This window comes from Streptomyces fradiae, from assembly GCF_041270065.1.
Taxonomy (GTDB): domain Bacteria; phylum Actinomycetota; class Actinomycetes; order Streptomycetales; family Streptomycetaceae; genus Streptomyces.
In genome coordinates this window covers 1796892-1811826 of record NZ_CP065958.1, presented here as the reverse complement: position 1 = coordinate 1811826, position 14935 = coordinate 1796892, and the positions used below count along the sequence as shown (strand labels likewise).

Sequence of the window (14935 nt, the reverse complement as noted above, 5' to 3'; positions counted from 1 at the left end):
CCCTTTATGAGCACCCGTACCCCGCTGATGGCGGGCAACTGGAAGATGAACCTCAACCACCTCGAGGCCATCGCCCACGTCCAGAAGCTCGCCTTCGCCCTCACCGACAAGGACTACGACGCCGTCGAGGTCGCCGTCCTGGTCCCCTTCACCGACCTGCGCTCCGTGCAGACCCTGGTCGACGGCGACAAGCTGAAGATCAAGTACGGCGCCCAGGACCTCTCGGCGCACGAGTCCGGCGCGTACACCGGTGAGATCTCCGGCGCGATGCTGTCCAAGCTGAAGTGCGCCTTCGTGGCCGTCGGCCACTCCGAGCGCCGCCAGTACCACGCCGAGAGCGACGAGCTCTGCAACGCCAAGGTGAAGGCCGCCTACCAGCACGGCCTGACCCCGATCCTGTGCGTCGGCGAGGAGCTGGACGTCCGCGAGGCCGGCAACGCCGTCGCGCACACCCTGGCCCAGGTCGAGGGCGGCCTGAAGGACATCCCGGCCGAGCAGGCCGAGACGATCGTGATCGCCTACGAGCCCGTGTGGGCCATCGGCACCGGCAAGGTCTGCGGCGCCGACGACGCCCAGGAGGTCTGCGGGGCGATCCGCGGCAAGCTCGCCGAGCTGTACTCGCAGGAGCTGGCCGACAAGGTCCGCATCCAGTACGGCGGCTCCGTCAAGAGCGGCAACGTGGCCGAGATCATGGCCCAGGCCGACATCGACGGCGCCCTGGTCGGCGGTGCCTCGCTCGACGCCGACGAGTTCGTCAAGATCGTGCGGTTCCGCGACCAGTGATGATGTAGGCGGCGGACGGGATCCGTCGTACCCTTGCGGGGGTCGGGCAGGTACGATGCCCGGCCCCCGTCCGTATAAGTCCGAGGAAGTTGGTCCAGCCGTGGTTATGGGGTTCTCGATCGCCCTGATCGTCTTCAGTGCGCTGCTGATGCTGCTCGTGCTGATGCACAAGGGGAAGGGCGGCGGCCTCTCCGACATGTTCGGTGGCGGCATGCAGTCGTCCGTCGGTGGCTCCTCGGTCGCCGAGCGCAACCTGGACCGGATCACCGTCGTGGTCGGTCTGCTGTGGTTCGCGTGCATTGTCGTACTTGGTCTGCTGATGAAGATGGACGGGTAACTCCAATCACTGGACGCGCGTTGGGCCTTACGTAGACTGGGGCATCTTCGAGCACCATCACGCAGGGAGTTACGACCGTGGCAAGTGGCAACGCGATCCGGGGAAGCCGGGTCGGCGCGGGGCCGATGGGCGAGGCCGAGCGGGGCGAGTCGGCACCGCGTCTCCGGATCTCCTTCTGGTGCTCGAACGGGCACGAGACCCAGCCGAGCTTCGCCAGCGACGCACAGGTCCCGGACACCTGGGACTGCCCCCGCTGTGGCTTCCCGGCCGGCCAGGACCGGGACAACCCGCCGGACCCGCCGCGCACCGAGCCGTACAAGACGCACCTCGCGTACGTACGGGAGCGGCGCAGCGACGCGGACGGCGAGGCGATCCTCGCGGAGGCGCTCGCCAAGCTCCGGGGCGAGATCTGACAACCGGCTGAACGGGCTCTGCGCGCAGAGCCCGTTCAGCCGGTTGTGCGGCTGGTGCGGCGGACTTCCGGCTATCTCCGGTGGTCGCCGGCGATGTGCGCGGTGAGCGCGAGGGCGGCCGCGGCGCGCGAGTAGGTCAGCTGGGTCACGCGCGCGTAGAGGCAGTCCAGGATCAGCAGCACCGAGTGCCGGGCGCCGAAACCGCCGTGCCGGAAACCGGTCTCGGCGGACGTCGAGGTGAGGTGCGTTCCGGCCGCCCGGGCCACCGGGGAGCGCGGGTCGCCCGTGACGGCCACCGTCGCCGCGCCCCGCTCGGCGGCCAGCTCCAGCGGGGCCAGGACCTCGCGGGTCGCCCCCGAGTGGGAGAGCGCGACCACCGTGTCGGCCGGGGTGAGCAGCGCCGCCGAGGTCTTCGCCGCGTGCACCTCGGTCCACGCCCGGGCCTCGCAGCCGATGCCGAACAGCCGGGCCCGCAGCTCCACGGCGAGGAACCCGGAGGCCCCCACCCCGTACACGTCGATCCGGCGGGCCTGCGCCAGGGCCCGGGCCGCCCGCTCCAGGGCGTCCGGGTCGAGCCGCTCGGCGGTGGCGCGCAGGGCGGCCAGATCGGCCTGGGCGACGGCGGCCACGACCCGGTCGAGCGGGTCGTCGGGGCCGATGTCGGGGCCCAGCGGCCCGGCCTCCTGGCCCTGCTCCCGGGCCAGTTCGAGCAGCAGCCGCTGGTACGAGTCGAGGCCGAGGGCCCGGCAGAAGCGGGTCACGGTGGCCTGCGAGGTGCCGGTGCTGCGGCCGAGTTCGGCCGCGGACACCCCGGCGACCCGGGTCGGATCGGCGAGCACCCAGTCGCCGACCTTGCGCAAGGAGCCGGACATCCGGGGGAGTTCGGAGCGGATCAGCGCGGTGATCATGCGGGGCCTTCTTCGACGGACGGCGGCGGGGGAGGTGCGTATCGGGGGAGTCGCGGGTGTCGGGGTCTTGTGCTCGCGTGAATGTATCAACCAGCATGCGGCCTGATGAACGGATCCAGCATTCAGCGGGTGGTCGTAGGCATCGACGCCGGCGGTACGCGGACCAGGGCGCGGTGCGCCGACGCGGCGACCGGCACGGCACTGGGCGAGGGCACGGGCGGTCCGGGCAACGCGCTGAGCGTGCCCGCGGAGGAGCTCGTACGGCATCTGGCCGAGGCCCTGCGCGGGGCCCTGCCGCCGGGCGCCGGAGGAGCGGTCGGCGCCGTGGTGGCGGGCTTCGCCGGCGGCGGTCCCGGCGGCGGCGCGGAGCGGGCCGGGGCGGCGCTGCGGGCGGCCCTCGCCGAGGTGGGCGCGGCCCCGGCGCGGATCGTGGTGCACGGCGATGCGGAGGTGGCCTTCGCGGCCGGTCCCGGCACTCCGGCCGACGGCCTCGTCCTGATCGCCGGCACCGGCGCCGCCGGCGCCCGGGTGGTGGGGCGCCGTCTGGCGAGCGCGGTGGACGGCGACGGCTGGCTGCTCGGGGACGCGGGCAGCGGCTTCTGGCTCGGCCGGGAGGCACTGCGCGCGGTGCTGCGGGCCCTGGACGGCCGCGGCCCGGCGACCGCGCTCTCCGGCCCGGTCGCGGCGCTGTGCGGTGGCCTGGCCAAGGAGCGGCTGGTCGGCTGGGCCTACGCGGCGCACCCGGTGCGGCTCGCCGGGCTCAGCCCGCTGGTGGTCGACGCGGCGGCGGCCGGGGACCCGGTGGCGACCGGACTGCTCGACCGCGCGGCGGACGAACTGACCGTGACCGTACGGGCGTTGCTGCCCCGGCCCGGTGAACCCCTGGTGGTGACGGGCGGCCTCCTCGGTCCGGGCGGCCCGCTGCTCGACCGGCTGTCCGTACGGGTGGCCGCGCTCGGCCTCGTACCGTCGCCGGTTCCGGACGGTCTGGCGGGCGCGGTGGCGCTCGCCCGGCGGGGCGTGCGGCGCCGCCCTCTTGACGGGCCATCGGGCTCGCTGGTTGATTGAGCCGAGAGATCAGACCCAGCTCGGTTCACTCAACCAGAGGTCAACCAGAGGTCGACCGGAGGAGCTTCCGTCATGGACCAACCCGCCCTCGGTGCCGCGCAGTTCGCCGACATCGCCCGCACCGCCGTCGACCGGGTCGCCGCCGCCAACAAGGAGTCCGTGGCCGCCGCCGCCCGGCTCTTCGCGGACTGCGTGGCCGCCGACGGGGTGATCCACGCCTTCGGCACCGGACACTCCCAGGCCGCCGCCCTCGAAGTCGCCGGACGGGCCGGCGGACTCGTGCCCACCAGCCGGATCGCCCTCGCCGACCTCGTCCTGCGCGGCGGCGAGGACCCGGCGATCCTCAAGGACCCGCTGCTCGAACGCTCCCCGGGCCTCGCCGACCGGCTCTACGCCCTGGCCACGCCCCGCCCCCAGGACCTCTTCGTGATCATCTCCAACTCGGGGGTGAACAACTCGATCGTCGACCTCGCGCTCAAGGTCACCGGCGCCGGCCACCCGCTGGTCGCCCTCACCTCCCTGGAACACACCCGTGCCGTCCCCGCCCTGCACGCGAGCGGCAAGCGGCTCGCCGACCTCGCCGACGCCGTCCTCGACAACGGCGCCCCGGCGGGCGACGCCGTCCTTCCGCTGCCCGGCTCGGACGCGGGCGGACTGTGCGGGATCTCCACCCTCACCTCCTCGCTGCTCGTCCAGATGACCGTCGCCGAGGCCGTCGCCCTGCTGCTCGCCGAGGGCGTCGAACCGCCCCTCTACGTCTCCGCCAACCTCCCCGGCGGGCACGAGCGCAACGCCGTCCTGGAGGCGCGGTACACGGGGCGCCTCCACCGCGGCGGTCACTGAACGGGAATCCGGTGCTCGATCAATTAGGTTGGAGACAGCGGGGCACGAAGCAGCAAGACGAAGAAATGGGCGATGTCCGAGATGAACAACGCAGGCCGTAACAGGCTCAACCAGCTGCCCGAGTGGGCGGCCCTCGGAAAGCACCGTGAGCAGCTGGGCGAACCCCGGCTGCGTGAGCTGTTCGCCGCCGACCCCGAGCGCGGCAGCGCGTACACGCTGCGGGTCGGCGACCTCTATCTGGACTACTCCAAGCACCTGGTCACCGACGAGACCCTGAGCCTCCTGCGCGAACTGGCCGCCGCCACCGGCGTGGCCGAGCTGCGCGACGCCATGTTCCGCGGCGAGAAGATCAACAACACCGAGGACCGTGCCGTCCTGCACACCGCGCTGCGCGCCCCGCGCGGCGCGGTCGTCGAGGTCGACGGCGAGAACGTGGTGCCCGAGGTGCACGCCGTCCTCGACAAGATGGCCGCCTTCGCGGACAAGGTGCGCGCCGGGGAGTGGACCGGCCACACCGGCAAGCCGATCAAGAACATCGTCAACATCGGCATCGGCGGCTCCGACCTCGGCCCCGCCATGGCCTACGAGGTGCTGCGCGCCTACACGCGGCGCGATCTGACGTTCCGTTTCGTCTCCAACGTCGACGGCGCCGACCTCCACGAGGCGGTCCGCGACCTCGACGCCGCCGAGACCCTGTTCATCGTCGCCTCGAAGACCTTCACCACCATCGAGACGATCACCAACGCCACCTCCGCCCGCGACTGGCTGCTCACCGAGCTGCGGGCCGGTCAGGAGGCCGTCGCCAAGCACTTCGTGGCCCTGTCGACCAATGCCGAGAAGGTCGAGGACTTTGGCATCGACACGGCCAACATGTTCGAGTTCTGGGACTGGGTCGGCGGCCGCTACTCCTACGACTCCGCCATCGGCCTCTCCCTGATGATCGCCATCGGCCCGGAGGCCTTCCGCGAGATGCTCGACGGCTTCCACCTCGTCGACGAGCACTTCCGCACCGCCCCGCCGGAGGAGAACGCGCCGCTGCTGCTCGGCCTCCTCGGCATCTGGTACGGCGGCTTCTTCGACGCCCAGTCGCACGCCGTCCTGCCGTACTCGCACTACCTGTCGAAGTTCACCGCGTACCTGCAGCAGCTCGACATGGAGTCCAACGGCAAGTCCGTCACCCGCGACGGACAGCCGGTCGACTGGCAGACCGGCCCGGTCGTCTGGGGCACCCCCGGCACCAACGGCCAGCACGCCTACTACCAGCTGATCCACCAGGGCACCAAGGTCATCCCGGCCGACTTCATCGGCTTCGCCAAGCCGGTCGCCGACCTGCTGCCCGGCCTGGTCGCCCAGCACGACCTGCTGATGGCGAACTTCTTCGCCCAGACCCAGGCCCTCGCCTTCGGCAAGACGCCCGAGGAGGTGCGCGCCGAGGGCGTGCCCGAGGAGCTCGTCCCGCACAAGACCTTCAAGGGCGACCACCCCACGACCACCATCCTGGCCGACGCCCTCACCCCGTCCGTGCTCGGCCAGCTCGTCGCCCTGTACGAGCACAAGGTCTTCGTCCAGGGCGCCGTCTGGAACATCGACTCCTTCGACCAGTGGGGCGTCGAACTCGGCAAGGTCCTCGCCAAGAAGATCGAGCCGGTGCTGACGCAGGGGACGGGCGGAGAGGGGCTCGACTCGTCCACCGCCGGACTCGTCGCCGCCTACCGCGCGCTGCGCGACCGAGGCTGATCCGGTGACCGGGGGGAGGAACGCGGAGAACGAGGTACGGCTGCGCCCGCCGAGGAACACCCTCGACGGGCGGGCCGTCGGCTGGTGGCGCACCCGACTGCTGCTCACCACCGCCGCACCGGCCGGCGTCCTGGCCGTGCTCGGCGCCCTCATCGGACCGGCGAGCAGCTGGCTGTTCGCCGCGGCCGGCGCCGTGGCGCTGCTCGGCCTCGGCTGCACCGCGTTCCTCCCCGCCTGGTGGTACCGGGTGCACCGCTGGGAGGTCACCGAGGACGCCGTGTACGTGCGCACCGGCGCCCTCTGGCAGGAGTGGCGGATCGCGCCCATGTCCCGGATCCAGACCGTCGACACCGTGCGCGGCCCGCTCGAACAGGCCTTCCGGCTCGCCACCGTCACCGTCACCACCGCCTCCTCCAAGGGCGCCCTCCGGATCGAGGGCCTGGACCACGAGCTCGCCGCCGAGCTCGCCGAACGGCTCACCGCGATCACCCGGGCCACCCCCGGGGACGCCACATGAGCGAGGACTGGCGGCAGCTCGCCCCGCGTACGGTGCTCGCCGGGGCCGCCGTCCTGTGCGGCGTCGCCGGCGGCGCCGCGCTGCCCGCCTTCCTCAGCCTCTCCTCCGGCTCCCGGCCGCTCTGGCAGGCCGCCGCCTGGGTGCTCGCCGGGGCCGCGCTGATCGTCGGCGGCGGCACCGTCGCCGACTGGGTCCGGCTGCGCCGCACCCGCTACCGCGTCGGCGCCGAACGCGTCGACCTCCACTCCGGCCTGCTCGTCGTCAAACGGCGCTCCCTGGCCCGCGAACGCATCCGCAGCGTCGACCTCACCGCCAACCCCCTCCAACGCGTCCTCGGCCTGGTCAAGGTCCGCATCGGCACCGGCGAGCACACCGACGGCGAGTCCACCCTCGAACTCGACCTGGTCACCCGCGCCGAGGGCGAACAGCTGCGCCGCACCCTGCTCGCCCGCCCGGCCGGCACCCCCGAGGACGCCGCCCACGACGGCCTGCTCGCCGCGCTCGACCCGCGCTGGATCCGCTACGCCCCGGTCTCCTTCGTCGCCCCGCTGCTCGGCGGCGCGGCCGCCGGGGCCGTGATGCAGGTCAGCGACTGGTTCGGCGCCCAGGACAAGGTCATCCACTGGATAGGGGACCGCTTCGAGGACGTCTCGCTGCCCTGGATGATCGTCGACCTCGTGCTGCTCGCCACCCTCGCCGGGGTGATCGGCGCGCTCGGCCTGTGGATCGAGATGTGGTCCCACTACCGCCTGGAGCGTGAGCCCGGCGGCACCCTCCGGGTCCGCCGCGGCCTGTTCACCGCCCGCTCCATCACCCTGGAGGAGCGCCGGCTGCGCGGCGTCGAACTCGTCGAACCCCTCGGCGTACGCCTGTTTCGCGCCGCCCGGGTCGACGCCGTCGCCACCGGACTCGCCCAGGACGACGACGACCAGCACGGCGACCTCAAGAACCTGCTGCCGCCCGCGCCGCGCGCCGTCGCCGACCGGGTCGCCGCGAGCGTGCTCCGCGAGTCCGAACCGCCCACGAGCGCGCCGCTCGCCGCCCACCCCCGGGCCGCCCGGAGGCGACGCCTCGGGTGGGCGCTGTGGGCCGCGCTCGGCCCGGCCGCGATCCTCGCCGTCCTCGGCGCCTGGCTCACCCCCGTGCTGCTCTGTCTCGCGGGCGGCGTCGCCGTCGTCCTCACCCCGCTCGCCGTAGTGCTCGCCCTCGACGCGTACCGCAACCTCGGACACGGCGTCAGCGGCGCCTTCCTGGTGACCCGTTCCGGCACCGTACGGCGCTCCACCGTCGCCCTCCAGCGCGCCGGGGTGATCGGCTGGACCGTCAAGCAGTCCTGGTTCCAGCGCCGCGCGGGCGTGCTCACGCTGAGCGCCACGACGGCCGCCGGCGAGGGCGCGTACGACGTGTACGACGCGGGCGAGAGCCAGGGCCTGGCCTTCGCCGCCGAGGCCGTACCCGACCTGCTGACACCCTTCCTGGAACCCGTGACCGGTCCGGAAACGCCGGAGGCCCGGCCCACCGAGAGGTGAACCGGGCCTCCCCGCAAGGGAGTCAGGCCGAGGCCGGCGGATACAGGCTCCGCGGCAGCTCGGCCGCCGCGGCCGCGTCGAGCAGCCACAGCGTGCGCGCCCGGCCGCGGGCACCGGCCGCCGGGGCCTGCACCTCGCCCGCGCCGGACAGCGCGATGGCCGCGGCCTTCGCCTTGTCCGCGCCGGCCGCGAGCAGCCAGACCTCCTTCGCGGCCCGGATCGCCGGAAGGGTCAGCGAGATCCGGGTCGGCGGCGGCTTCGGCGCGCCGTGCACGCCCACCACCGTCCGCTCGGTCTCGCGGACCGCCGGCAGCTCCGGGAACAGCGAGGCGACATGGGTGTCCGGGCCGACGCCCAGCATCAGCACGTCGAAGGTCGGCACCCCGCCGTGGTCGCCGGGAGCGACGGCCGCCGCGAGCTCCGCCGCGTACGCCTCGGCCGCCGCCTCCACGTCGGAGCCGTACGGACCGTCCGAGGCCGGCATCGCGTGCACCCGGGCCGGGTCCAGCGGGACGCTGTCGAGCAGCGCCTCGCGGGCCTGGGTGACATTGCGCTCCGGGTCGCCCTCGGGGAGATAGCGCTCGTCGCCCCACCACAGGTCGAGCCGCGACCAGTCGATCGCGTCCCGGGCCGGCGCCGCACGCAGCGCCGCCAGCAGGCCGTTGCCGTTGCGGCCGCCGGTGAGCACCACCGAGGCGGAGCCGCGGGCGGCCTGGGCGTCCACGATCCTGGTGATCAGCCGGGCCGCGGCGGCCTCGGCCATCAGCTCCTTGTCGCGGTGCACGACCAGCTGCGGAGCGCTCACCTGCCCGCCGCCTTCTTGGCCGTGGCCTTCGCCGGGGACTTCTTCGCGGCGGGCTTGGGAGCCTCCGCGACCTCGGCGACCTCCTCCACCACGACCACTTCCTCGGCCTCCACCCGGTCCACCTGCGGCGCGGTCGTCGCCGCCTCCTCGTCGAGCCGCTCCAGACCGAAGCGCAGCGCCGAGGCGTAGGTGTCGTCCGGGTCGAGCCGGCGCAGCTCCTCCGCGATCAGCTCGGCGGTCTCGCGGCGCTTGAGCGCCACGGCCCGGTCGGGCTGGCCCTGGATGGAGAGCGTCGCGAGCGAGCCGTCCGGCCGGTCGAGCACGATCGGCCCGGTGTTGGTCTCCAGGCGTACCGAAGTGAGGCCCGGGCCGCCCGACTTGGCGCGCCGCACCGGGATCTGCAGCCGGTCCGCCAGCCACATGGCGAGCAGTTCGACGCTCGGGTTGAACTCCTCGCCCTCGACCTCGGCCGAGGTCACCTCGCAGGCGACCTGGTCGAGCGCGGCGGCCAGCATCGAGCGCCACGGGGTGATCCGGGTCCACGACAGATCGGTGTCGCCGGGGGTGTACGCGTCCGCGCGCGCGGTCAGCTCCTGGATGGGCTGCTCGGCGGCGTACGTGTCGGTGACCCGGCGCTGGGCGAGGGCGCCCAGCGGGTCGTTCGCCGGGTCGGCCGGCGAGTTCACCGGCCACCAGACGACGACCGGCGCGTCCGGCAGCAGCAGCGGCAGCACCACCGACTGGGCGTGGTCGACGACCTCGCCGTACAGCCGGAGCACCACCGTCTCGCCGGTGCTGGCGTCGGCGCCGAGGCGGACCTCGGCGTCGAGCCGCGCCTTGCTGCGGTCCCGCGGTCCCCGCGAGACCCGCTTGATGACGACGAGGGTCCGCGAGGGGTGCTCGCGGGACGCCTCGTTGGCCGCCTTGAGCGCGTCGTAGGCGTTCTCCTCGTCGGTGACGATGACGAGGGTGAGCACCATGCCGACGGCCGGGGTGCCGATGGCCCGCCGCCCGAGCACCAGCGCCTTGTTGATCTTGGAGGACGTGGTGTCCGTCAGGTCGGTCTTCATGGCCGGCGCCAGCTCCTGCCGTCTCGTGCGAGCATCTCGTCCGCCTCGACCGGACCCCAGGTCCCGGACTGGTACTGCGCGGGCTTGCCGTGCCCGTCCCAGAACCGCTCGATCGGGTCGAGGATCTTCCAGGACAGCTCGACCTCCTCGACCCGCGGGAAGAGGTTGGAGTCGCCGAGCAGGACGTCGAGGATGAGCCGCTCGTAGGCCTCGGGGCTGGACTCGGTGAAGGACTCGCCGTAGGCGAAGTCCATCGACACGTCCCGGACCTCCATCTGGGTGCCAGGCACCTTGGAGCCGAAGCGCATCGTCACGCCCTCGTCCGGCTGGACCCGGATGACCAGGGCGTTCTGCCCGAGCTCCTCCGTGGCCGTCTGGTCGAAGGGGGAGTGCGGGGCGCGCTGGAAGACCACCGCGATCTCGGTGACCCGGCGGCCCAGCCGCTTGCCGGTGCGCAGATAGAAGGGGACGCCCGCCCAGCGGCGGTTGTCGATCTCCAGCTTGATCGCCGCGTAGGTGTCGGTCTTCGACTGCGGGTCGATCCCGTCCTCCTCCAGGTAGCCGACGGCCTTCTCGCCGCCCTGCCACCCGGCCGCGTACTGACCGCGGACCGTGGACTTCGCCAGGTCCTTCGGCAGCTTCACCGCGCCGAGCACCTTGGTCTTCTCCGCCGCGAGCGCGTCGGCGTCGAAGGAGGCGGGCTCCTCCATCGCGGTCAGCGCGAGCAGCTGGAGGAGGTGGTTCTGGATGACGTCACGGGCCGCGCCGATGCCGTCGTAGTAGCCGGCCCGGCCGCCGATGCCGATGTCCTCGGCCATGGTGATCTGCACGTGGTCGACGTACGACCGGTTCCAGATCGGCTCGAAGAGGGTGTTGGCGAAGCGGAGCGCCAGGATGTTCTGGACGGTCTCCTTGCCGAGGTAGTGGTCGATCCGGAAGACCGCCTCGGGCGGGAAGACCTCGTGTACGACCTCGTTGAGTTCCTTGGCGGACTCCAGGTCGTGGCCGAACGGCTTCTCGATGACGGCGCGCCGCCACGCGCCGTTCTTCTGGTCGGCCAGGCCGTGCTTCTTGAGCTGCTGGACGACCAGGGGGAAGAACTTCGGCGGCACGGAGAGGTAGAAGGCGAAGTTGCCGCCCGTGCCCTGCGCCTTGTCCAGCTCCTCGATGGTGGACTTCAGCTGCTCGAAGGCGTCGTCGCTGTCGAAGTCGCCCTGGACGAAGCGCATCCCCTGGATCAGCTGCTGCCACACCTCCTCGCGGAACGGGGTGCGGGCGTGCTGCTTGACCGCCTCGTGGACCTCCTGTGCGAAGTCCTCGTTCTCCCACTCGCGGCGGGCGAATCCGATGAGGGAGAAGCCCGGCGGCAGCAGACCACGGTTCGCGAGGTCGTAGACGGCAGGCATCAGCTTCTTACGGGACAAATCGCCCGTGACACCGAAGATCACCAGACCCGACGGCCCCGCGATGCGCGGGAGCCGTCGGTCTGCGGCGTCACGGAGCGGGTTGGCTCCGGTGACTGCGCTCAAGGTGCTTACGCCTCCGAGGGAGTACGGCGGGAGAGCTCCGCCTCGGTCGACTTCAGCAGGTCGTTCCACGAGGCCTCGAACTTGTCGACGCCCTCGTCCTCCAGGAGCTGGACGACCTCGTCGTACGAGATGCCGAGCGCGGCCACCGCGTCGAGGACCTTGCGGGACTCCTCGTACGTGCCGCGGATGGTGTCGCCGGTGACCTCGCCGTGGTCGGCGGTGGCCTCCAGGGTCGCCTCCGGCATGGTGTTGACGGTGCCCGGGGCGACCAGGTCCACCACGTACAGGGTGTCCTTGTACGCCGGGTCCTTCACGCCGGTCGAGGCCCACAGCGGACGCTGCTTGTTGGCCTGCGCCTTGTCCAGGGCCGCCCAGCGCTCCGAGCCGAAGACCTCCTCGTACGCCTCGTACGCGAGCCGCGCGTTGGCGACGGCCGCCTTGCCCTTGAGGCCCTTGGCCTCGTCGGTGCCGATGACGTCCAGGCGCTTGTCGATCTCGGTGTCCACCCGGGACACGAAGAAGGACGCCACGGAGTGGATCTTCGACAGGTCCAGGCCGCGCTCGCGGGCCTTCTCCAGACCGGCCAGGTAGGCGTCCATGACCGCGCGGTAGCGCTCGAGCGAGAAGATCAGCGTCACGTTCACGCTGATGCCGAGGCCGATGACCTCGGTGATCGCCGGCAGACCCGCCTTGGTGGCCGGGATCTTGATGAGGGTGTTGGGCCGGTCCACCAGCCAGGCCAGCTGCTTGGCCTCGGCGATCGTGGCCGCCGTCTCGTGGGCCAGGCGCGGGTCGACCTCGATCGAGACCCGGCCGTCCTGGCCCTGGGTCGCGTCGAAGACCGGGCGCAGGATGTCGGCGGCGTCCCTCACGTCCGCCGTCGTGATCATGCGGATGGCCTCGTCCACCGTCACCTTGCGGGCGGCGAGGTCCACGAGCTGCTGCTCGTAGCCGTCACCCGAGGAGATCGCCTTCTGGAAGATGGACGGGTTGGTGGTCACACCCACCACATGGCTCTGGTCGATGAGCTCGGCGAGGTTGCCGGACGTGATCCGCTTCCGCGAGAGGTCGTCGAGCCAGATCGCGACGCCTTCGTCGGAGAGGCGCTTGAGAGCGTCTGTCATGAGAATTGCATCTCCAATAAGTCGTACGTATGCGCGTCAGCGCGCGGCGGCGTCGAGAGATTCCCGCGCGGCGGCGACGACCGCCTCCGGCGTGAACCCGAACTCGCGGAACAGCACCTTCGCGTCCGCCGAGGCACCGAAGTGCTCCAGCGAGACGATCCGGCCGGCGTCGCCGACGAACCGGTGCCAGGTCAGACCGATACCGGCCTCGACCGCGACGCGCGCCTTCACCGACGGCGGCAGGACGGCGTCCTTGTACTCCTGGTCCTGCTCCTCGAACCACTCGACCGACGGCATCGAGACCACCCGGGTCGGGACGCCCGCGGCCTGCAGCTGCTCCCGGGCCTCGACGGCCAGGTGCACCTCGGAACCGGTCGCGATCAGCAGCGCCTGGGGCTCGCCGCCTTCCGCCTCGAACAGCACGTAGCCGCCCTTGGCCGCGTCCTCGTTCGGCGCGTAGGTCGGCACGCCCTGGCGGGTCAGCGCCAGACCGTGCGGGGCGCCCTTGCCGTACACCTTGGTGTGGCGGCGCATGATCTCGCGCCAGGCGATCGCCGTCTCGTTGGCGTCGGCCGGGCGGACCAGGTTCAGGCCCGGGATGGCGCGCAGCGAGGCCAGGTGCTCCACCGGCTGGTGGGTCGGGCCGTCCTCGCCGAGACCGATCGAGTCGTGCGTCCACACGTACGTCACCGGCAGGTGCATCAGCGCGGACAGGCGCACCGCGTTGCGCATGTAGTCGGAGAACACCAGGAAGGTGCCGCCGTAGATGCGGGTGTTGCCGTGCAGCGCGATGCCGTTCATCTCCGCGGCCATCGCGTGCTCGCGGATGCCGAAGTGGATGGTCCGGCCGTACGGGTCCGCCTCGGGCAGCGGGTTGCCCTCCGGGAGGAAGGAGGACGACTTGTCGATCGTGGTGTTGTTGGAGCCGGCCAGGTCGGCCGAGCCGCCCCACAGCTCCGGGATCACCGCGCCGAGCGCCTGCAGCACCTTGCCGGACGCCGCACGCGTCGCGACGCCCTTGCCGGGCTCGAAGACCGGGATGGCCTTCTCCCAGCCGGCGGGCAGCTCGTTGGCCTCGATGCGGTCGAACTCGGCCGCGCGCTCCGGGTTGGCGGTGCGCCACTCGGAGAGCTGCTTCTCCCACGCGGCGCGGGCCTCGCGGCCGCGGTCGCCGAGCGCGCGGGTGTGCGCGAGGACCTCGTCGGAGACCTCGAAGGTCTGCTCCGGGTCGAAGCCCAGGACGCGCTTGGTGGCCGCGACCTCCTCGTCGCCGAGCGCCGAGCCGTGCGCGGCCTCGGTGTTCTGCGCCGACGGGGCCGGCCAGGCGATGATCGAGCGCATCGCGATGAACGACGGACGCTCGGTCTCGGCCTCGGCGGCCTTGATCGCCGCGTAGAGCGCGGCCGGGTCCAGGTCGCCGTCGGCCTTCGGCTCGACGCGCTGCACGTGCCAGCCGTACGCCTCGTACCGCTTCATCGTGTCCTCGGACACGGCGGTCTCGGTGTCGCCCTCGATCGAGATGTGGTTGTCGTCCCACAGCATGATCAGGTTGCCGAGCTTCTGGTGACCCGCGAGCGAGGACGCCTCGGCGGAGATGCCCTCCTGCAGGCAGCCGTCGCCGGCGATCACGTACACCCGGTGGTCGAAGGGGGAGGTGCCCTGCGGGGCCTCCGGGTCGAACAGACCGCGCTCGTAGCGGGCGGCCATCGCCATGCCCACCGCGTTCGCGACACCCTGGCCGAGCGGACCGGTGGTGGTCTCCACACCGGCCGTGTGCCCGTACTCGGGGTGGCCCGGGGTCTTCGAGCCCCAGGTGCGGAACGACTTCAGGTCGTCCAGTTCGAGGCCGAAGCCGCCCAGGTACAGCTGCGTGTACAGGGTCAGGGACGAGTGCCCGGCGGAGAGGACGAAGCGGTCACGGCCCACCCACTCCGGATCGGCGGGGTCGTGGCGCATCACCTTCTGGAAGAGGGTGTACGCGGCGGGCGCCAGGCTCATGGCCGTGCCGGGATGGCCGTTGCCGACCTTCTGTACGGCGTCGGCGGCCAGGATGCGGGCGGTGTCCACGGCCCGCTGGTCCCGTTCGGTCCATTCGAGGTCTGTGGTGGTCGGCTTAGTGCTCACCCTGAGTCAGGGCTCCTCTCCACATGTCTGTAGCCGGTGACTGAGGGTGTCCCCGGCGTTGTCGAGCCTACCCCCGAAAAACGCCCCTCTTTTCGGGCTCACGCCCCTCAAATGAGCGCTTACGGCAAGACTGCCGCCGCCCGTGGCA

The 14935-nt window shown here is 72.1% G+C and carries 14 protein-coding genes; 8 read left to right on the top strand and 6 right to left on the bottom strand.

Features of this window, described 5'->3' with window-relative positions:
- Positions 1 to 6 precede the first annotated feature (6 nt).
- The 3 genes from tpiA to JAO84_RS08135 all read left to right on the top strand — a co-directional run bounded on the left by tpiA (position 7) and on the right by JAO84_RS08135 (position 1533).
- A complete protein-coding gene (gene tpiA / locus JAO84_RS08145; RefSeq protein WP_265866125.1) occupies positions 7 to 783 on the top strand; it encodes a triose-phosphate isomerase in 777 nt (258 codons plus the stop codon).
- Positions 784 to 889: 106 nt separating this feature from the next.
- Positions 890 to 1120, top strand: a complete 231-nt coding sequence (secG, locus tag JAO84_RS08140) for a preprotein translocase subunit SecG (protein WP_265866124.1) — start codon at positions 890 to 892, stop codon at positions 1118 to 1120.
- 77 nt (positions 1121 to 1197) lie between these two features.
- Positions 1198 to 1533: an RNA polymerase-binding protein RbpA gene (locus JAO84_RS08135; RefSeq protein ID WP_003957010.1), complete on the top strand. Its 336-nt coding sequence runs from the start codon at positions 1198 to 1200 to the stop codon at positions 1531 to 1533.
- 71 nt (positions 1534 to 1604) lie between these two features.
- Here JAO84_RS08135 and JAO84_RS08130 read toward each other — a convergent pair whose 3' ends face one another.
- Complete coding sequence (locus tag JAO84_RS08130) at positions 1605 to 2441, bottom strand: MurR/RpiR family transcriptional regulator (protein WP_370411727.1); 837 nt, start codon at positions 2439 to 2441, stop codon at positions 1605 to 1607.
- A 105-nt stretch (positions 2442 to 2546) separates the two neighbouring features.
- Here JAO84_RS08130 and JAO84_RS08125 point away from each other — a divergent pair, with 105 nt between their 5' ends.
- The 5 genes from JAO84_RS08125 (at position 2547) to JAO84_RS08105 (ending at position 8135) form a co-directional block, all read left to right on the top strand.
- Entirely contained in the window at positions 2547 to 3509 is a 963-nt protein-coding gene (locus JAO84_RS08125) for an N-acetylglucosamine kinase (protein WP_370411725.1), read from the top strand.
- 72 nt (positions 3510 to 3581) lie between these two features.
- Positions 3582 to 4352: a sugar isomerase domain-containing protein gene (locus JAO84_RS08120; RefSeq protein ID WP_370411723.1), complete on the top strand. Its 771-nt coding sequence runs from the start codon at positions 3582 to 3584 to the stop codon at positions 4350 to 4352.
- 81 nt (positions 4353 to 4433) lie between these two features.
- Positions 4434 to 6089 (top strand): glucose-6-phosphate isomerase, encoded by a 1656-nt coding sequence (pgi, locus tag JAO84_RS08115; protein WP_370416686.1) that lies wholly within the window; start codon positions 4434 to 4436, stop codon positions 6087 to 6089.
- Between the two features lie 4 nt (positions 6090 to 6093).
- Complete coding sequence (locus JAO84_RS08110; protein ID WP_370411721.1) at positions 6094 to 6606, top strand: PH domain-containing protein; 513 nt, start codon at positions 6094 to 6096, stop codon at positions 6604 to 6606.
- A complete protein-coding gene (locus JAO84_RS08105) occupies positions 6603 to 8135 on the top strand; it encodes a PH domain-containing protein (RefSeq protein ID WP_370411718.1) in 1533 nt (510 codons plus the stop codon). The genes JAO84_RS08110 and JAO84_RS08105 overlap by 4 nt, the downstream gene beginning before the upstream one ends.
- Positions 8136 to 8157: 22 nt before the next feature.
- Here the strand turns inward: JAO84_RS08105 and pgl are convergent, their stop codons facing one another.
- The 5 genes from pgl to tkt are packed head-to-tail and all read right to left on the bottom strand — an operon-like array spanning position 8158 to position 14787.
- Positions 8158 to 8940 (bottom strand): 6-phosphogluconolactonase, encoded by a 783-nt coding sequence (pgl, locus tag JAO84_RS08100; RefSeq protein ID WP_370411716.1) that lies wholly within the window; start codon positions 8938 to 8940, stop codon positions 8158 to 8160.
- Positions 8937 to 10010: a glucose-6-phosphate dehydrogenase assembly protein OpcA gene (opcA, locus tag JAO84_RS08095; RefSeq protein ID WP_370411714.1), complete on the bottom strand. Its 1074-nt coding sequence runs from the start codon at positions 10008 to 10010 to the stop codon at positions 8937 to 8939. The genes pgl and opcA overlap by 4 nt, the downstream gene beginning before the upstream one ends.
- A complete protein-coding gene (zwf, locus tag JAO84_RS08090; protein ID WP_370411712.1) occupies positions 10007 to 11539 on the bottom strand; it encodes a glucose-6-phosphate dehydrogenase in 1533 nt (510 codons plus the stop codon). The genes opcA and zwf overlap by 4 nt, the downstream gene beginning before the upstream one ends.
- A 5-nt stretch (positions 11540 to 11544) precedes the next feature.
- Positions 11545 to 12663: a transaldolase gene (gene tal, locus JAO84_RS08085; RefSeq protein ID WP_370411710.1), complete on the bottom strand. Its 1119-nt coding sequence runs from the start codon at positions 12661 to 12663 to the stop codon at positions 11545 to 11547.
- Between the two features lie 36 nt (positions 12664 to 12699).
- Positions 12700 to 14787: a transketolase gene (gene tkt, locus JAO84_RS08080; protein ID WP_370411708.1), complete on the bottom strand. Its 2088-nt coding sequence runs from the start codon at positions 14785 to 14787 to the stop codon at positions 12700 to 12702.
- Positions 14788 to 14935 lie beyond the last annotated feature (148 nt).